Origin of the sequence: Reichenbachiella faecimaris (genome assembly GCF_900176375.1) — a bacterium.
Lineage (GTDB): Bacteria > Bacteroidota > Bacteroidia > Cytophagales > Cyclobacteriaceae > Reichenbachiella > Reichenbachiella faecimaris.
In genome coordinates, this window is record NZ_FWYF01000003.1 from 574,119 (window position 1) to 593,932 (window position 19,814).

The window sequence follows — 19,814 nt, forward strand, 5'->3', positions numbered from 1 at the left end:
CAATCCTCTATATTTGGATTTAGTCATTTATTAACCCAACAAACAAACTATGAAAAAATATATCATACCACTGCTTATTCTAGCCTCTTGTAATGCTCCAAAAGTTACAGGAAATGCTGTGAATCAGTCAGATTATAAGAAGGCCGTTGAAAAGAAACTAGGTACACCAGTAACTTATGAGGCCAATGAGTCAAATACGCGTGTGTTGTGCATTTATGAATCAGAGAAAAAGCCAGAACAGCCTAGAAATACGGTTTCCTTTTTAGTGTATGATATGGAAAAGTCCGAAATAGTATATGAATCAAGCGTTGATGGAGGTTCTGTGTCTTGGTATGATGAGGATAGGATTGAAATTTTTTCTACTCCAGGGTATGTGAGATCTGATCAAACAAATGATGATTTTGCAAAGATTCATGATCTTACGAATGGCAAAACCGTTCCAAAGAAGGAGTATCTAAAAGGGTCAGAATGAATTATTTGAATTCTCGAAGTCAAATTATTGTGGTATAGAGAAGTAAGAATCCTCAGATTATATACTAAAAGTATTTTCAGGACAAGACGGGACAATTAAAAAAGGCAATCCTTGAGAGGGATTGCCTTTTTTATGTGTTGTGGGTTAGTGATTGCTTATTTTTCCAGAATTATCTTTTGCCTGCTAGACTTGCTGTTGCTCACAGTTTCTAAGATATAAATTCCTCGTTCTAATTGTGCCACGTCCAGTTGTGATATAGGTTCTGAATTTGACTCCTTTAGCATGACCAGATTTCCTGAAAGCGAATATATTTTCACCATTTCCAAATGTCCTTTTCCTGCGAAATTAAGCATCCCTTTAGATGGGTTTGGATAAATATCATAGCTAAACAAATCATCCGCAACATCTGCTACTATGACTGTCATGACATCAGAGGTAGATTCACACTCACCGTTTGATGCAATGACGTGGTAGCTGCCGTTTAGTGTTACTTCATATGTATTTAACGTTGCCCCACTTATTGGTGCACCATCTTTAAACCATTCATAGTTTTCTGCTCCATCGGCAACGCTCAGCTCGAAATCTGACTCAGTTATTGTAACGTCAGGGTAAGAATTGACTGTCACGTTTACTGTGCTTTCAAAAGTCAATTCACAATCAGAATCTGTTACTAAAATGCTAAGCTCTGTTCCGCTTGTCAATTCAGCACTGGATAGCACAATCAAGTCACCATTACCAGTTACATTAGAACCAGAAGGTTGTTCCAATGTTTCATCTATAAATTGATAAATCAAGCCTTCAATTGAATTTGAGATATTAATACTTACCACCTCACCCGCACAAAGTTCAAATTCTGTAGAACTGATTGACGTCTCAGCTATTTCTGATACTTCTAGATTCAATTCTTCCGAGTATGATGTACAATGTGAATCGTCTTGGTATATTTCAATGAAGTACTCCTCTGATTTCAAATTGGATCCGAGGTCAAAATTAAGAGTAGCACCATTTCCTTCTTGACTATCTCCTAGTGAATTATTTGAACCAACTGTATACAAGGTATAGTTTTTACCTACTTCAGAGTTTGTGACTTGTACAGTTGTTGTTTCTCCTGGACATAGTTTGGGTTCTGCTAATGCAATAGTAGCCGTATTTGTCATGGTTTCAAGTATCTGTAAAAAGTCTGTCTTCGTTTCAATAAAGCTATTTTCATCACTATCAGTGATAGTAAGACTTGCCGTTTTGCTGCCAGTAGTGGAATAATTTACTTCATGTGGTCCTTTACCTGATGCTGTTGCAGGTGATGCATCAGAACCAAAATCCCAAGAGTATGATGCCGCTGCTATGGATGAGTTACTATAATAGTAAAGAGGAGTCCCGTTGCAATATTCTTCTTCATAAGATATTGTGAAGTTTGGTACAACTTCATTGTCTGGTCCAGTAATTTGAATATCATCAATTGCTACTCCAACTTCGACAGCTGCAGCATCGGCTACCCAGTGAAATCTGAATGCTATAAACGAATTTCCTGATAAATCAGAAATGTCTCTAGTTTTAGTTACATAATCACCATCTGTTGTCCCACTAAATAATGGAATTACTGGCCAACCTTCATCTGGATAGTTGTCATTCACTACCGCCTCAATGTCATACCAATCAGTTGCAACTGTCGGCGATAATTGTTCCCAAGATTCACCATCTGTGGTGTATTCTACGATAAATCCATCCCATGCCTCTTCTACAGTATAGTTTGCATTGAAAGAGAACTCATAAGTACCATCAGAAGTAAAGTCAAACCAAGGTGTATATATATATGCTCTTGATCTATTTGCATAATTTTCTTCGTCGGGACCAACCACCCATGCGTATTCACCACTTGTAACTCCATCTTTGCCATCTATGTTTGAATTTCCCAACTCGAAACCTAGACCTCTTACATTATCAACATACGTGTCTCCTGGTTCATTTTCTAGTTCAATCAGGTAATTGACGGGCCTATTGGGAATTACAAATACGTTTTTAGTTATAGACTCACTATCGTCAATTTGTAGAGTCACAGTTTGCCAACCAGATTCACTAAAGCTATGAGTAATATCTTCTGTTGTATAGTTACCTCCATCTGAAGTTGACCAGGCATAGTCAGTAATAGTTCCATTTGATTTATTTGTGAAGTCTATTTCATTGCCCTCATAGGCAACATAGAGATCTGCAGTAAAGTCCGCAAACTTAACATTTGAAAAAGAGAATGAAGTAAATACTCCACGACCGTGAGTTGCTACGGCTACTGCGCCGTCAGATTCTCGATATTGTAGCATTCTACTACTCACATTTGCTAGACCTTCATTAGAAGGTTCCCAAATTACGTCTTCAAGGGTGATGTCGTCAGAAGTCCACACGCCCACTTCAGTTGCGAGTATGACTTGGTTGTTATCCAAAGGATTAAACATTCCCCACCAAACAGGCATATCTGGAAGATCTCCTTCTATATCTATCCAGTTTTCTCCGCTATCTTCGGAATACCAAGAAGAATTTGCACCGTAATTTCCGACAGTTACTAATATTTTCGAGCCGTTATCAGCTAGATCAATACTTGTTATCGTTCCTGATATTGCCAATATTTCGGTAACACTTGGAGTACTCGCATTAGCATCTTCGATTTTATTAACTGTCCCTGACGATGTTCCTATGTACAAAACATTATCCTCATAAGGAGAGGCCATGAAATGGCTTGGAGTACCTCCTATGCTAATGTTCACAGTTGAACTTTCAATTCCTGTTTCTGTAATGGTATATTTATTATATGAATTGCCACCAGAAGATCTGGCATAAAGAATATTTGCTTCACTATCATAATCACCTTGATTAATAAAGCCGCCAGTGTTGCCAGTGCCAAATGCTTCAAATGTTGTTCCTCCATCACGAGAAAGGTAATAATTGTTAAAAACGTAACTCGTAATCTGGATGGACGGATCGTCTTGATCAATAAAACAATAGGCACCATCACCTCCTGTGGCTTCAATAGTAGAATTTACACCAAAGTCGCTAAATTTTTGCGAGCCATTGTCTTGCGAACCAGCAAGCATGTCGTTTGAGTTAACCGAGTTATTTAGAGCAACAGCATAAAATTGTGTTACGTTATAGTTGTTATTTCTGGCTGCAAAAGTTGGTTCTGACTGATCAATATTTGAAGAATAAAATACACCTCCATCATTTCCGAATATAGCTTCACTAGAAGAACCTGGTTTGAATGTAATTGCATGCTGATCAGCATGAACGAAGGGAGCACAAGCTCCTGTCCAATAAGAAATTGCCGTCCAGGTAGATCCGCCATCTGAAGATTTGTGTAAATCTATTCCTCCTACAATAACTTCACTTTCATCTGAGGGGTTCACCGCCAGAATCAAATCGTACCATGCTTGTCCTCTAGAGAAATCGTCAGCATCACTTTCACAAGTGCCTTGTTCAAGATACATCGGAATTGTAATTTGTGTCCAACTGGATCCCCCATCACTAGATGATGCCATCCATCCTACATTATCGTTGATTTCAGAGGCTGCGTAAATTTTATTTGAGTTGGAGGGAGCAATTGCCACCTCTACTCTATCTCCCCCTAAATCAGGAGAAACGGAAGTCCAGCTACTGCCTTCATTAGACGATTTGAAAATGTTTCCAACAAATCCAGCGCAATACAAAATATCATCGTTTCCAACTTCAACATCGGACATATCTACATTTACGTCACTTGGCGAGTCCCAAGTGTCTCCTCCATCATCTGAAATTTTGATTCCAGTACTGGTTGCAGCTACTATAACAGAATTTGATGTTATTACAATTTTGGAAGTATATCCAAAATCTTCGGTATTACTTAGTTGATTCCACGATGCTCCAGAGTCGGTGGACTTCCAAATGCCAGTACCTCTAAAGTCACGAGTCCATCTTTCACCAGTTCCAGCATAAAAGGTAGCGGTTGCGTTGGGGTCATGGGCTAAAGAAGAAATTGACAAATTTGCCATAAAATCATCAACATTCGTCCATGCTGCGTCTTCGTCAGTGATATCATCTATATACCATATACCCCCTGAAACACCACCAGCCCACACTTTTTTATTTGTGTCATCATTTGGGTCAAACATAAGGGCTCGGGTTCTTCCACCAACATTATTCGGGCCTCTTTCGGCCCATTCAACGCCAGCTATAGCTCTGGTGCTTGCTTTTTTTGCTAATTTTTCTTTTGCTAAATCAAAAGCTTTTATTTTTTTCTGTACAGGGGGGTAACCTAGACTTAAATCCTTGGTTGTTTCAAATTCCTGAAGCAAGGCTAAATCTGGTCGGTCTCTTTTTGGAAGATTTTTTATTTCTTCATAAGACAAGTTCTTTACTTTTTCATATTTCTCAATTTGGGAAATATATGGGTTTCTCTCTTCTGTTTTTTTGTTCCCATATTTAATTAAAAATACGGATACTAGAAGAGCCACAAGTGTGGTTGCTAGTATAGGTTTTCTCATAATAATATCAAGTTTGAATCAAACATTGGTTGAATGTAATCTGCAATCTAGCAGGCATTTTTGAAGTATATTGTTCTTTTTTGAAATTTCTTCAAAAAAAAAGGGGTTTGATATTTCATCAAACCCCTTTTAGACAAAATATTATTCGTTTTGTTCTTTTTATTTTGCAGCAGCGAATCTTTTGTTCACTTCTTCCCAGTTTATCACATTAAAAAATGCGTTGATGTAATCTGGGCGTCTGTTTTGGTAGTTTAGGTAATAAGCGTGTTCCCAAACATCAAGTCCTAAGATCGGTGTGCCGCCACAGCCTACGCCTGGCATCAATGGATTATCTTGGTTGGCAGAAGAACAAACTTCTAATTTTCCATCTTTTACGCAAAGCCAAGCCCATCCTGATCCAAATCTAGTTGCACCTGCTTTAGCAAATGCGTCTTTGAAAGCGTCGAACGAACCGAAAGCAGAATCAATAGCGTCAGCTATATCACCCGTAGGGTTTCCTCCACCATTAGGGCTCATCACTGTCCAGAACAAGGAGTGGTTGAAGTGTCCACCACCATTGTTTCTTACAGCAGGAACATCTGAATGCTCTGAGCAAAGTGCTTCAATAGATTTGCCTTCCATTTCAGTACCGGCAATCGCTCCATTCAAATTAGTAACATACGCATTGTGGTGTTTTCCGTGATGGATTTCCATTGTGCGTGCGTCGATATGTGGTTCCAATGCATCGTGTGCATAGGGTAATGATGGTAATTCAAAAGCCATGATAAATCTATATTTATGTTAAAAAAAACTGTTCAGTAAAGTTAATTGTAAATCTAAAATAAAAGTAAGCAATTGATCATTCTATTCTATGTGATAATAGAATCAAGATATAAGCACCAAGATTCAAGACTAAAGAGATACTAGAGGTACAGTTTTTTTGAACTGAACATGAGAAGAAGAAAATTATAACAGGGTTGATAAGGTCTGTCAACTTTATCCTCTCATTTGTTTGAAGAAGTTAGTGATTAACTCACGGCACTCATTGGCTAGAATACCAGGCGTTACTATGGCTTTTGGGTGTGTGGCATTGGGTGCCATTTTTGAATAGCCTCTTTTATCATCACTTGCTCCAAAAATAATTTCATCTAGTTGCGACCAGTATGTGGCTCCTGCGCACATGGCGCATGGTTCGAGTGTTACATATAGCTTGCAGCCCGCGAGATATTTAGTGCCAAGGTAATTTTCCGCAGCTGTGATCGCCAGAATCTCTGCATGTGCGGTGACATCATTCAGTTTTTCTACCTGGTTGTAAGCTCGGGATATAATCTTATTTTCACACACGACTACAGCGCCTACTGGTACCTCATTCTCTTCAAACGCATATTGTGCTTGCTTGAGCGCTTCCTTCATGAAAGCCTCGTCACTATGTAGTCCAGGAATCATTTTTTCTTTTTGATGAATTCTACGCTATTCATAATATCAGCTAGCTGTGGCTGCCATTCGTTTTGCAATTGAACTGGGCTGGTAAAGTTGAATACCCAAGAGTGGCTGCCCACAATCATGTATTGGATGTAGGTATATTTTTTGACAGGGCTTTGAGCCCTAAAAGACTGGGTATCTGGTTTAATGGTTGAAATAAATTCGAAGTAGGCTGCTTTTCGTCCATTTATCTCTTTGATGCCCTGACTTATCATTTCTATTTTGTCATAGAAGTTGTAAATATTGGATTTTTGGAAACTGACCATAATCTCAAGGTCATCTGCGATCCATTCTGTCACCGTTTTGTTGATGCCTAAATCTATAACGACAGTCTCATTTGTATAAATGGCAATTGGGCGTTTAGTAGTAAAATAACGGCTGGCTACTTCGTCATCAGTCATCAGCCTGAAATTAGATGGAATCATCATTGTAATCTCTTCCGTGACATTGACTTTAGTCAAATCCTGAGCTGAAAAACTGGGGAAGAGTAAGCATAGAAATAAAAAGACACCCATCATATTGCGAATTTTTTAAAGCTTGTGAAAAATCAAAATTAAACTACCTCGCGATGAAGCCCAAAACAAGACAATGATTAAATTTGCGGCTTCATTTTTTATAATACGATTATTATGCTGAGAACGCAGACTTGTGGCGAATTGAGATTGGCGGATGCCGGAAAAGAAGTGACACTTTGTGGATGGGTGCAGAAAGTGCGAGACAAAGGAGGAATGGTTTGGATCGATTTACGAGATCGCTATGGAATCACTCAGCTCATTTTTGAAGAAGGCCAAATTGCTACTGAGTTAGTTGAGCAAGCAAAGACTGTGGGTCGTGAGTATGTATTGAAAGCGACAGGTGAGGTAGTAGAGCGATATGCTAAAAATGACAAAATACCGACAGGAGAAATAGAAATAAAAGTGAGCGAATTGGAAGTGCTGAATGCATCCAAAGTGCCTCCATTTATCATTGACAATGATACGGATGGCGGCGAAGAACTCAGAATGAAATATAGATACCTCGACTTGAGAAGGGAGGAAGTGCGAGAAAAATTGATGCTTCGTCATAAGATGCTTCAGGCGACTCGATCTTATTTGTCAGATCAAAGCTTCATGGAAGTGGAAACGCCAGTCTTGATCAAATCTACACCTGAAGGAGCAAGAGACTTTGTAGTCCCTTCCAGGGTGAATAAAGGCGAATTTTATGCTTTGCCTCAGTCGCCACAGACTTTTAAACAATTGTTGATGGTATCGGGCTTTGATAGATACTTCCAGATAGTGAAGTGCTTTAGAGATGAAGATTTAAGAGCAGATCGTCAGCCAGAGTTTACTCAAATAGACTGTGAGATGTCATTTGTGACACAAGAAGATATATTGAATACGTTCGAAGGATTGACTCGTCACCTGTTCAAGCAAGCACTTGATGTGGAGGTGGGTGAATTTGTACAGATGCAGTATGATGATGCCATGCGACTCTATGGGTCTGATAAGCCAGATGTGAGGTTTGGAATGCCATTCGTAGAACTTAATGCAGTAGTCCAAAACAAAGGCTTTAACGTATTTGATCAGGCGGAATTAGTCGTGGGAATTTGTGCAGAGGGGTGTGCTGATTGGACGCGTAAGCAACTAGACGCCTTGACTGACTTTGTGAAACGCCCCCAAGTAGGAGCAAAGGGCCTCGTATATGTGAAATGCAATGCTGATGGTACCTTTAAATCGTCTGTGGATAAATTTTACTCGCAAGAGGATTTGAAAACTTGGGCGAGTCAAGCTGAAGCTAAGCCAGGAGATTTGATTTTGGTATTGTCAGGTGATTTGAATGCTACAAGAAAGCAAATGTGTGAATTGAGGTTGCACATGGGGGATTTGTTGGAGTTGAAGGATCCTATGAACTTCAAACCACTTTGGGTGTTGGATTTTCCACTATTGGAGTGGGATGAAGAAACTGAGCGTTATCATGCCATGCACCATCCATTTACATCTCCTAAACCTGACGAAATTCCCTTGTTGGATACTGATCCTGGAAAAGTTCATGCCAATGCCTACGATTTGGTAATCAATGGAGTAGAAATAGGAGGTGGATCTATCAGGATTCATGATAGAGCTACTCAGGCAATGATGTTCAAACACCTTGGGTTTTCTGATGAAGAGGCGAAAGAGCAGTTTGGCTTCTTGATGGACGCTTTCGAGTATGGGGCACCTCCTCACGGCGGAATTGCTTTTGGATTTGATAGATTATGTTCTATGTTTGGAGGCTCAGATTCTATTAGAGATTTTATAGCCTTCCCTAAAAATACCTCTGCGCGAGATGTAATGATAGAATCACCTTCTCCTATTGCTAAGGATCAATTGGACGAGTTGGGACTTGATTTATTGCCTGCTGAATAACTACATGAGGATAACCTTCATTTGCTGTTTTTATCTAATGTGCATTTCCTTTGTCGGATGGGCGCAAGGGGAAGATAGCGTGAAGGAAAAACGAATCAAGTTTGCTATTTACCCGGCTGTTGGCTACTCGCCAGAAACTAAGGTTAATATTGGAACCATTGCCTTTTTTGTATTCAACACGAAATCTAAAAACCCTAACTTTCATCGACCTTCATCTGTTACACCTTATGTAGTCTTTACCACCAATAAGCAGATTTTGGTGAAGTCGGATTTCGACTTGTTTTTTGGCAATGGGATGAACCTCAATATGGAGGCTCGTGGATTTGATTTTCCTGACAACTTTTATGGTATTGGGCCAGATACTGATCCAAATATTTCAGAAATTTATACAGACAAGTACATCCAATTCAAGGGAAGTTTATACAAACCAGTTACACCACAGTGGTTTGGTGGTTTGAATTTTGATTTTCAGTATAATAAGATTGATGGCGTAGTAGACGAGGGGCTTTTAGAAGTAGATCGCCCAGTAGGCCTTGTTGGTGGAAGAAACATGGGGTTAGGTCCTGGATTCAGAAATGATACACGAAATAGTACCCTGTGGCCAACTCACGGACGGTTTATTAATGTTGGAGCCACTTTTTATGGAAAGGCTTTTGGTGGTGAATATAACTATGTGAATTTTCTGGCTGATTACCGTCAATATTTTAAGTTTTTGGGACCTAAGAGTGTCTTAGCTATTCAGTTTAGAATGGATATGACTTCTGGAGATGATATCCCATTTTATAAGCTAAATAAAATTGGAGGTGGAGGCAGACTTCGAGGTGTTGAACATCGAAATTTATATCGAGATCGACAATCTGTTTATTTTCAGATAGAAGCGAGGCAAGAATTATTCTGGCGATTTGGGGGAGTGATTTTCGCTGGGGTAGGAGAAGTGTTTGATGGTTTTGGCGATTTTAGCAGTCATAAATTGAGAGCGATCTATGGTCTGGGGGGTAGATTTAGAGCGCTTAAAGATGAAAAACTCAACTTTCGCATGGATATGGGCTTTACTGACAATGGGCAACATGCCTTTTATCTTTCGGTAAGAGAGGCCTTTTGAAAGACCTCTCAATTTGTTATTATATTTTTGTATTTTGCATAACCAGTTAAGGAAAAAGAGAAAGAACGATTAATTATGGCAGAAAAGATCAAATTGCTGTATGTGGATGATGAAGCAGCCAACCTAAATGTTTTCAGAATTGCTTTCAAAAGAAAGTACGATGTAACCACATGCGAAAGTGCAATAGAAGGGCTCAAGCTCATGGAGGCGAATAAGTACGATGTAATTATTTCAGACCATCGCATGCCCGAAATGACTGGGGTAGAGTTACTGGAAAAGGTGGGAAATCTTTATCCTGCCATGATAAGAATTATTATCTCAGAATACGTGAATGACGAAATTATTAGAAACGCAATTAAAAATTTCGGATTTAACGGAAGCGTTGGCAAACCTTGGGATGCTGATGAGTTGATCGCACTGATCGAAAATAAATAACTCAACATTTTGCAGTTAGAAATTTCTACACCGGCTCTTTTGTTTCCGGCAATTACCCTATTGCTGTTGGCCTATACCAATCGTTTTTTGGCGTTGGCTACTTTGATAAGAAATCTACATGCAAAATACCAACAAGCTGAAACGCAACACATACTGGTAGGTCAGATCAATAATCTTAGAAAACGACTGAATATGGTGCGCAGAATGCAGGCATTTGGGGTGCTCAGTTTTCTATTGACGGTTGGCTGTATGTTTGCGCTTTTTCAAGAAGGCTTTGTTATGGCCAATTACCTATTCGGAAGTAGTCTCCTTTCTCTTATTACTTCTTTGATCTTTTCACTTATTGAAATCCAAATGTCTACCAAAGCGCTCAATATTGAATTGAGTGATATGGAGGAGATTTGATATTGCATCAAATAGAATCTCTCTAGTTCAAGCGCATCAGGCATGTCCGTCTTACCTACCGTTTCAACCCAGGCGTGATTCGATTTAATTCTTTAAATAGTGAAAACAATCATGAACCAAAATAGATCAAGTTTATATTTAACAATTTACTAAAGTCAACCACAAAGAGTTTATTATCTTTTATCCTTCTACTTAATTTATCCTATATGAGCCTAAAGTATTCAATTGGAGCTGCTATTACCGCTCCACTTTTACCGCTTTTGTACTTTCAAGGACGTAAGGTTAAGAATGCCATGCCTGATTTGCCTGAAGCTACAGGTACTACTGGGGTTAGCGGATTGGTGACGAATCCACGACTGAAAACACTTGTGATTGGGGAAAGTACCATGGCAGGTGTAGGTGTGGAGACGCATCAGGAAGGCTTTGCAGGTACTTTGGGCGACGAACTGGCCGAGAAACTCGACTTGTATGTGCATTGGCATGTGTATGCTAAAAGTGGTATTACAGTAGTTCGTGTCCGTGACGAAGTATTGCCAAAGATCGAAGATAAGGATTGGGATTTGATTGTTGTTGGCATAGGGGGGAATGATGCTTTTAAACTCAATAGCCCAAGGAAATGGAAAGAGCAAGTAAGGTGTTTGATTACGGAAATAAGGAATGTATTCGGCTGTGTACCCGTGGTGTTTACGAATATGCCTCCTATTAAGGAATTTCCAGCTTTTACGCCATTAATGAAATGGGTCATAGGAAATTTGGTAGAGCTGCTTGGTGAAGCTTTGGGTGAAGTGGTGAGAGAGTTTGATCATGTTTATTATTCTTCCGAGGTCATCAGTATTTCGGATTGGGTAGAGGAGCTTAAGCTTGAGTCGGACATTGCCCTTTATTTCAGTGATGGCGTACACCCATCCAAATTGACCTATCAGACTTTGGCTAAACAACTGTCCAAATTCATTATAAAGCAGATCAATTTGTCACCTGCATAATCTACAGAAAGCAGCGCTTTAGTAAGCCCCAAGGTTTGACTTCATCTGATTAGTTAAATAAAGTAGGTTAGATGTTAAGGCTGACGTCATGGTTGTAAAATGCGATGATGTTTTCTGGATTCTTGAGCTTAAAGAGCTTTTTCTCTAAGACCTGTGTGTTTTGATGTCTGATATTAAGTGCTTTTACTAAAATATCTTCGAGCTCTTTTTTTGCCTCCTCCAATGACACTTGTCTCTTCTTTACTGCTTTAACTAGGTGCTTACTTGTTCTTTTTACGGAATAGAAAATGGATGGCTTGTCCACTACTGTTGATGTAGTGAGGGATAAAGAATTTTCTTCAGCATGTGTGTAACTCTCTCTTAGTAGTTGCATCATTGAAGTGAATTCAGCTCCAAAAGGGTGTTTAGTTGTGGATATATAGGAGGTAGACTGTGTCGTTTCAACCTGGTTGTAGTCAAAAACAAACTCTTGTGCTTTAGTGCTGCTATGGAAGGTTATTAAGAAAATAGCGGATAAAAAAAGGACGATTTTTTTCATGACATTATGCTTTTTGGCCTAATAAAATATAAATAACGGTTAGGTATTTCACCCATGCATAGATAGAGTATGAGATTGATTTTTACACTGGTATTTGACAAGCATCAACCTTTGTTTTGCCAGTTTGAAATCTGCAAATCCGCAATTTAATTTTAGTCAAGCATGCGTCATTCAAAAGAGAAGGTAATTGAAATCTTCGCGTGCGATTTTAAAAGGAGTTGGTTTAAGTAACTTTTAAATTAGATAGGAGTTTAAATTTTGAAGAAATGGTTTTAGATACTTTTTTTAGCACAAATTGTTGATTCAATTACTCACCTCCACGAGGGGAAATGAGCATCTTTGACTAACACAGTTCTTGTAGACGGGTCATCAATATCTACAGTCAAAACATTACCCACATTGCTGCCATCATTCTTCCTGTTTACAAAAATGATCTTTGAGCCATCAGAGGATGGCTTTGGGAAGAGATCATTGTTGCCATTGGCTTTCTGGTCTGATAAATCTACTGTGTTTGTAGGGTCGGCAATTGGTGCATAAAAGAGATGACTGTTTAGCTGTCGGCCATTCAAAGATTCGCTTCCAGATATGTCTCTGGTGTACATGAATGATAGACCATCTATCGCAAACGAGGGGTTTTCCATGATGCCCGCTACGTCTGCCACGAGTTCGGATTGATTGGTTCCATCTGCATCCATTATAATAATTTCGCCATCATAAATACTTACACCCACAGTTTCAGCTATGATCAGATTATTTGCTTCGCTCCAATCGCAACTTCTAAAATGTCGATCTGTGGGTGCTGTTGCGATTTCAGTTAAATTGCTTCCATCTACTCCAATGCTATATAATTTGTCGTAATGACAGTATATAAATTTGGAGTCATCGGGCGACCACGCAAATCCTCTTCCCTGCTGGTGATAAGACGCCAGGGTGACTGAAGTGACTTTTTTAAGGTTTTCTCCCGTATTGCTCATGGTATAAATATGTTGTTCTATTCCATCATTACCAATGTATGCAATTGCAGACCTATCACTGTTGTAGAGTGGACTGAATTTGTTGTGCGTAGAATAAGTAAGCTGAATCACCTCTTCACCTGATTCGTCTATAGAAAAAATTTGAGTAAATCCTTCATCAGTTTCGGCAGTAAAGAGAATTCTGTTATCCACAAATGAGGAAGTGGTGAATCTCCACATTTCACTATATTCAATTTCGTCTTGATTGTTGATGGTACTTACTTGCCAAAAGTATTGGGTGTTAAATTTCAAATTTTGAAGAACAACTAGTGTGTCTTCTATGTTTTCAAATGATTGAAATGTATCTGTTGCATTAGCCTCGAATACTTTGACAGTATAAGTTACCTCAACAGTTGATTCGTTTGTGTTTGTCCAATTGAGTTGTACTTCAGTGCCTAAGTCGGAAGAACCGTCAGATGGAATAGGGCTTTTCGCACTTTGCAAAAGACCTTTTTCTGGTAGTAAAAAAAGAGTGGATTGAGTTTCGCTATCACCAACTACTGAAATACTTACTGTTTCTATTTGATAGTTGTCTAATCTGGCGCGCAGCTTATAGTCGTTTGCAGCGATTTGCTCAAAGTGGAATGCTCCAGTTGAATCAGTCAAAACGATGCTGGTGGCTGGCACAGTTGTCATTTCTACTCCTTCCAATGGCTCGCTAGTATTGGCTTGGATCACAGTCCCACTGATACTGCCCTTAGGCACAAAATCTATGGTGTCCTCGGCGCAGGAGAGCATTAAAAATAGAGCAAGGCAGTGGATTACGAGAGGTGAGAGATTTCTATTCATCAATTGTAATTAGGTAAAGAGTTTAGTTGGAATTGCGTGTGCAGATAATATTAATTAATGAGAATAAATAAACAAGTTCATATCATTTCCTCGCTGGAAAATTTGCATACTCGCATCATCTTTACCAAAATTAAAATGTTCGATGGTATTGTCTATTCCATACTGCATAAACTGATAGTTCGAGTTATTCCCTATAGATAATTGCTTGATTGCATTGTCTTGACCCGTTTGGTTCAAATCAATGTCCATGTCCTCGCCTAGGACATAACTTTCAATATGATTTGTACGGCCTTGTTGAGCAACATTTAATCTTCCTGATCCCATCTGAATAACTCTTGAATAGTTTGATTGTCCTTGTTGATATAATGAAAGCTGTGCTTCGAAGTCTTGAAATTGAATGATTTGTGCTGTGTTTTGATTGCCGAACTGAATCAAATTGACCCCTTGATTTTCTTCTAGGTTTGGGTTTAAGAGTTCTTCCTCTTGAGCGGCAGAAATGTTTTGACCTATGAGCTGAGTGCTCCACAGACTCAAAATAACCATGAGTATTGAGTTTTTAATTGTTTTGTACATGCTTTCGTGCTCTTAGTAATTTAATAAAAAGCAGGCAAGGAATGTGCCTTGCCTGCTTTTTAATTAGTTGCTTTGATTCACCAGACTTACGTTGTTAGAACCAGATTGTATCACAGTATTACTGTGTCCATTCCCACTTTGGAATGAGTCAGAATTGTTGGTAGTGCCAAACTGACTCACTATAGAGCTGTGCCCACCCATTCCTGATTGCTCTTGGTAAGAGATGTTGCCATCACCATCCTGAGTCAATTCTGCATAGTTGTCGCTAGATCCAGCGCCATAATCCCAATAAGACCCGTTGTAAATCATGCCTTGTGCCTGACGACCTTCGTTATTAGTCCCGCTTTGAGAAATAGAGCTTCCGTTGTTGTCTCCATAAGCCAAATTATGAGCTAGATTAGATGAGCCATTTTGCGAAGTGGTTGCGTAGTTGTTAGACCCACCTTGCCATTGCCAATTTTCATTTGATGTACCATTTTGTGTAGATGAAGCAGAACTTCCGCTACCCGTCCACTGATCTTGTGAAGAGTTATTGCTACTGCCTGCTTGACTTGCATCTGCTGAATGACCAGAGCCATTTTGGAACTGATAAGCATTGTTGAAAGAGCCATCTTGTGTAGCAGACGAAGAATGATCATCACCAGACTGGTAGGCACTTGCATAGTTTGAAAGACCTGTTTGGTACTGTGATGCAGAACTATTGCTACCATACTGATTGATGTGCGCGTTATTGTTGTCGCCATTCTGGTTCTGCTCAGAGTTATTTCCCGAACCCTGGGTATATACACTGCCATAGTTATATGTTCCAACTTGCGTTTGATTATTGGTGTTGTTGTCACCGTTTTGAGTCAAATAGGCATTGTTGTTAGAACCATCATATTGATCAATATGCGAGAAGTTACCAGAGCCGTTTTGGCTGATAGACTGATAATTGAAAAAGCTATTGTCATACTGATGATTCCATGCCGTATTGTTATCTCCTACCTGATCTAGATCAATGTTATTATTGTCGGCAGCCCCTGTAGAAAAGAACCCTTGGAATGTCCAAGAATAGTTGCCAGATCCAGTCTGATCTACAGTAGCATTGTTGTAGTCTCCAATTTGTTCTAAATCAGAGCCATTGTCATTTCCAGTTTGATTCACTGTCGCGGAATTACCCATTCCTGCCTGGTTCGTATTTGACCAGTTGTTCTGTGCGATAGTTGTGGTTACACACACACATAGAATTAATGAGAATAATACTCTTATGGATTTCATTTTTTTAGTGTTTAATCAATGGTTAAAACTCAATTAGTTACTTTGATTTACAAGACTCACATTGTTTGAGCCAGACTGCATTACAGTATTACTGTGTCCATTTCCACTTTGGAATGAATCAGAATTGTTGGTAGTGCCAAACTGACTTACTACAGAGTGATGTCCACCCATTCCTGATTGCTCTTGGTAAGAGATATTGCCCTCACCATCCTGAGTCAATTCTGCATAGTTGTCGCTAGATGCAGCGCCATAATCCCAATAGGATCCATTGTAAATCATGCCTTGTGCCTGACGGCCTTCGTTATTAGTCCCACTTTGGGAAATAGAGCTTCCGTTGTTGTCTCCATAAGAGAGATTTTCGGCTATGTTATCAGATCCTGATTGAGCCGTAGTTGTATAGTTGGAAGAACCATCTTGTCTCTGCCAATTTCGGTTATATTCGCCTTCCTGAGAGGAAGATGCAGCATTGTTATCACCATTAATCTGAAGCTGATCCGAACTATTGCTCACCCCGTCCTGTGTTGATGAAGCAGTACCGCCATCGCCATAGGCTTGGGTTTGATATGAATAATTTGACGTGCCATTTTGATAACTATCAACATTTCCATTAGTTGAACCATGCTGATGTTGAGAAACATAGTTGTAATCCCCAACTTGAGAAGCTGTACTGTTGTTTCCTGAGCCATTTGCATCTTGCGTGTTGTTAGCATTGTTCCCCATCCCATCCTGATATTGGGAAGAGGTGTTGCTGTCACCATCTTGATAAGAGTATGCGTAATTGCCACTTCCCATCTGCTCTTGGCTTGCAGAACTATTTGTACTGTACTGAGTGATGTATGCACTGTTTGATTCACCATCTTGGTATTGGTAGGTATTGTTACCAGACCCCTGAGTATTTACATTAGCATAATTGTACATACCTACCTGTATTTGGTAGTTGCTATTATCGTCACCACTTTGAAACAAATAGGCATTATTGTAAGACCCATCATATTGGTCTATATGAGAAAAGTTTCCAGTGCCTTCTTGTCTGGCAGATTGATAATTGAAGTAGCTATCATCGTATTGATGATTCCAAGCTGTATTGTTATCACCCACTTGATCCAGATCTACTACATTATTTTCTACATTTCCAATAAAGTTATATTGATAGGTATGTGAGAAGTTACCAGATCCAGTTTGGTCTATTGTGGTGCTATTATAATCACCGTTTTGATAAGCGTCTGATCCGTTACCAGTTCCAGTTTGATTTACAGTAATAGAATTCTCCATTCCTGTTTGTTCTGCATTAGAAGAGTTGCCTTGTGCGAATAACGCAGTAACGCATACACTTAGCGTTAATGTTAATATTGATTTAAGAATTTTCATGATTATGTGTTTAGAATAAAAGGATTGATTTAATTGTTTTGAATTACTATGGCGCTGTTTCCAGTTCCATTTTGATTGATATAGCTACTGTGACCCATGCCATATTGAAGTGAGACGGCACTATTGTTATTGCCATACTGATAAGTATCAGCATGATGTCCGCCGTGGCCCTGCTGTCCTTGATATGATTCATTTCCCGTACCGTTTTGATTGGTATAGGCATAATTATCATAGGTGGCGGACAAGGAGTAGTCCCATGAGCTTCCGTCCCAAGAGCGACCTTGTCCCTGTCTTGAGACGTTTTGCCCTCCATATTGATCCAGAGACGTCCTATTGTTGTCACCAAGGATATTCTGCTCAGTCAAATGATTTGATCCATCCTGAAAAGCAGTAGAGATGTTACCATTTCCGATTTGAGATTGAGAAGAGAAACTACCAGTCCCAATCTGAATCAATGTTGCTTCATTCCATGATCCTTGTTGAACTTGATAAGACCTTAAGTTTTGTCCTTCTTGACTTGCAGAGGCACCATTAGCCACGCCATAGTATTGATCCTGAGCAATATAATTACCAGCACCGTCTTGATAAGCAGACGCAAAGCTACCATCTACATCATGCTGATGTTGATAAGCGGAGTTGTTGCTACCAATCTGGTTTATGATGGCATAGTTGCTCTCTACTCCAGAATGTAGGTATTGGGAGGCGTTATTGTTTTCTCCCATTTGGATAATTTCTGCCTCATTTATATTTCCATAAATATCCTGATAGGCATAATTATTACTCCCCTCTGATACAATAGATGCAGTATTGTTGCTCCCGTAAGAATACTGATTTGAATAATTGCCAGTACCTGACTGATAAGCATCTGTGCTATTGGCGTCGCCCTGTTGGCTTTGATAAGTTCCATTATTGGAACCTTCCTGAAAGGCAGTTGAGATATTGTTATCTCCATTTACAGACACAGCCGCAACATTGGATTGTCCTTGCTGCTCGACTGTTGATGAATTGTCGTTCCCGTTTTGTACGACATTCGAATTGTTCGATTGCGCAAGTGCTGAAAATACACTAGCGCAAAAGACAATAGGCATTATCAATTTGATTGTTTTCATTATAAAATAGTTATGATTAAAATTCAACTTTCCTTCTTCCATTGCAGGTTGAATTTTTCTCAATCACTACTTTTTCTTCATTGATTTTTTCCTTTTTTTGTTAAAAATCTTGTTTTCTTTTTTTGGTCTGAAATAATAATTCAAACCCAGATTGAAGCTCAGTAAATAATCATTATAACTACCTTGCTCTATGCCATCCAATTTGTCGTGTAACAGGCTTGTATAAGTGGCTTGACTCGATACACCAATTTGATCTGTTATTAAATATTCTACCCCCAAGCTCCCATGTAAACTGAAGTTTGAAAAAGGGTCAAATGAATTATCTATTTCTGAGTTATTTCTAAAGTCGTCCAGAAAGCCAAATCCAAAATTGACAAAGGGAGTTGTTCTGTAGCTGTTGAGCATCCGATAGTTTACAGAAAAATTGGATCCCAGTACATCCGCTTCATAAACATTTTTAGTTCCAATTTTTGCGTAGAAAAAATTGATTCCAACGCTTACTGGATGTTGGGCAAACCACTCCATGCCTATTTGTGCGCCTGGGTTTACTTCTTGCTGATTATAGTCTCCTTTAAGAAGACTGACTCCTCCTGAAGCATGAATGCCTATCAGTCCCCTTCTTGTATTCAATGCCGAGCCAAAAGGATCTGTGAGTTGTTTTGAGGCTCTTTCTTGTTTGTAGCTTTGGATTGTGAGGCTGTCTTGAGGAGTTAAACTATTGGCTGTCCATAGTCCCTCGTCTATCCCTTCAATTATGAGCCCAATTACGGCTTTTTCAATAGCCTCTCTGACCGCCATCTCAGCAGGCTCGTTGTATGTAAATCCGACTTCTGCTTCAAGGATTTTATTGGGAGCAACAAATTTGAAAACGCCTACATCTACCTTTTGTGATAAAATGGTTTTGGATGTATAGATGGTTTTTAAAATCTTCCCATTCACGGTAGATACTGCTCTAAGGTAGATGGTTACGCGATCTTCACGATATTGGCCTGAGGAGCTTATGCCTAAATATCTTGCACCTGCCCCTCCAGTGAGTACGTTGCTATCAAAAGAAATAATCCCCCCTTCTAATAAAACCCCAGCATAGAGCAAAGGAGGTAAGAGATCTGCAGATGATTCATTTCCGCCATAGGTAGCTCTGCTTGATCGAATGATTTTTCTTTCGTTTAACAAGTTCGGCAGACCTTCTCGTTCTATTGGAATAAACCATCCTGATTCTTCCATTGTACGTATGAGTATGGATGTGGCACCTTGAGTTACTGCCGTAGACCAGCTAGATCCAAGCTCAGTAGATTTATACTGACCGGTCTGATCTCTAAATTTATAGACTGCTGAGATAATTTTTTCTTTTGGGGCTGGGAGGTTTTTGAGCGCATTATATTTTCGTGTTTCAGTACCTAGTTGGGCTACTGAAGTTTTCATT

At 39.3% G+C, this 19,814-nt stretch carries 17 protein-coding genes; 6 read left to right on the plus strand and 11 right to left on the minus strand.

Features of this window, described 5'->3' with window-relative positions; all coding sequences use genetic code 11:
- Positions 1-49: 49 nt before the first annotated feature.
- Positions 50-472: a hypothetical protein gene (locus B9A58_RS15205; RefSeq protein ID WP_084373725.1), complete on the plus strand. Its 423-nt coding sequence runs from the start codon at positions 50-52 to the stop codon at positions 470-472.
- 155 nt (positions 473-627) lie between these two features.
- Here B9A58_RS15205 and B9A58_RS15210 read toward each other — a convergent pair whose 3' ends face one another.
- The 4 genes from B9A58_RS15210 to B9A58_RS15225 form a co-directional block, all read right to left on the minus strand.
- Entirely contained in the window at positions 628-4,974 is a 4,347-nt protein-coding gene (locus B9A58_RS15210; protein ID WP_084373726.1) for a T9SS type A sorting domain-containing protein, read from the minus strand.
- Positions 4,975-5,133: 159 nt separating this feature from the next.
- Entirely contained in the window at positions 5,134-5,736 is a 603-nt protein-coding gene (locus B9A58_RS15215; protein WP_084373727.1) for a superoxide dismutase, read from the minus strand.
- 213 nt (positions 5,737-5,949) lie between these two features.
- On the minus strand, positions 5,950-6,399 hold the full coding sequence (locus B9A58_RS15220; protein ID WP_084373728.1) for a nucleoside deaminase: 450 nt from the start codon (positions 6,397-6,399) through the stop codon (positions 5,950-5,952).
- Positions 6,396-6,953, minus strand: coding sequence for a hypothetical protein (locus B9A58_RS15225; RefSeq protein WP_084373729.1), 558 nt, complete (start codon positions 6,951-6,953; stop codon positions 6,396-6,398). The genes B9A58_RS15220 and B9A58_RS15225 overlap by 4 nt, the downstream gene beginning before the upstream one ends.
- A 111-nt stretch (positions 6,954-7,064) precedes the next feature.
- On the opposite strand from B9A58_RS15225, the gene aspS reads away from it, so the two are divergent.
- The 5 genes from aspS to B9A58_RS15250 all read left to right on the plus strand — a co-directional run bounded on the left by aspS (position 7,065) and on the right by B9A58_RS15250 (position 11,744).
- Positions 7,065-8,819 (plus strand): aspartate--tRNA ligase, encoded by a 1,755-nt coding sequence (gene aspS, locus B9A58_RS15230; RefSeq protein WP_084373730.1) that lies wholly within the window; start codon positions 7,065-7,067, stop codon positions 8,817-8,819.
- Between the two features lie 37 nt (positions 8,820-8,856).
- A complete protein-coding gene (locus B9A58_RS15235; protein WP_176214799.1) occupies positions 8,857-9,921 on the plus strand; it encodes a BamA/TamA family outer membrane protein in 1,065 nt (354 codons plus the stop codon).
- 75 nt (positions 9,922-9,996) lie between these two features.
- Entirely contained in the window at positions 9,997-10,356 is a 360-nt protein-coding gene (locus B9A58_RS15240; RefSeq protein ID WP_084373732.1) for a response regulator, read from the plus strand.
- Positions 10,357-10,365: 9 nt separating this feature from the next.
- The gene (locus tag B9A58_RS15245) at positions 10,366-10,761 is read left to right on the plus strand and encodes a DUF2721 domain-containing protein (RefSeq protein WP_084373733.1); all 396 of its coding nucleotides are present in this window, start codon (positions 10,366-10,368) and stop codon (positions 10,759-10,761) included.
- Positions 10,762-10,967: 206 nt separating this feature from the next.
- A complete protein-coding gene (locus B9A58_RS15250; protein WP_084373734.1) occupies positions 10,968-11,744 on the plus strand; it encodes an SGNH/GDSL hydrolase family protein in 777 nt (258 codons plus the stop codon).
- Positions 11,745-11,811: 67 nt separating this feature from the next.
- Here B9A58_RS15250 and B9A58_RS15255 read toward each other — a convergent pair whose 3' ends face one another.
- The 7 genes from B9A58_RS15255 to B9A58_RS15285 all read right to left on the minus strand — a co-directional run bounded on the left by B9A58_RS15255 (position 11,812) and on the right by B9A58_RS15285 (position 19,813).
- Positions 11,812-12,282, minus strand: coding sequence for a hypothetical protein (locus B9A58_RS15255; protein WP_084373735.1), 471 nt, complete (start codon positions 12,280-12,282; stop codon positions 11,812-11,814).
- Between the two features lie 311 nt (positions 12,283-12,593).
- Entirely contained in the window at positions 12,594-14,084 is a 1,491-nt protein-coding gene (locus B9A58_RS15260) for a carboxypeptidase-like regulatory domain-containing protein (protein ID WP_084373736.1), read from the minus strand.
- Positions 14,085-14,138: 54 nt separating this feature from the next.
- On the minus strand, positions 14,139-14,657 hold the full coding sequence (locus B9A58_RS15265; protein ID WP_084373737.1) for a hypothetical protein: 519 nt from the start codon (positions 14,655-14,657) through the stop codon (positions 14,139-14,141).
- Between the two features lie 63 nt (positions 14,658-14,720).
- Positions 14,721-15,914 (minus strand): hypothetical protein, encoded by a 1,194-nt coding sequence (locus B9A58_RS15270; protein WP_084373738.1) that lies wholly within the window; start codon positions 15,912-15,914, stop codon positions 14,721-14,723.
- A 33-nt stretch (positions 15,915-15,947) separates the two neighbouring features.
- Positions 15,948-17,282: a hypothetical protein gene (locus tag B9A58_RS15275; RefSeq protein ID WP_084373739.1), complete on the minus strand. Its 1,335-nt coding sequence runs from the start codon at positions 17,280-17,282 to the stop codon at positions 15,948-15,950.
- A gap of 29 nt (positions 17,283-17,311) precedes the next feature.
- Positions 17,312-18,391, minus strand: a complete 1,080-nt coding sequence (locus B9A58_RS15280; protein ID WP_176214800.1) for a hypothetical protein — start codon at positions 18,389-18,391, stop codon at positions 17,312-17,314.
- A 66-nt stretch (positions 18,392-18,457) separates the two neighbouring features.
- Positions 18,458-19,813: a CsgG/HfaB family protein gene (locus tag B9A58_RS15285; protein WP_176214801.1), complete on the minus strand. Its 1,356-nt coding sequence runs from the start codon at positions 19,811-19,813 to the stop codon at positions 18,458-18,460.
- Position 19,814 lies beyond the last annotated feature (1 nt).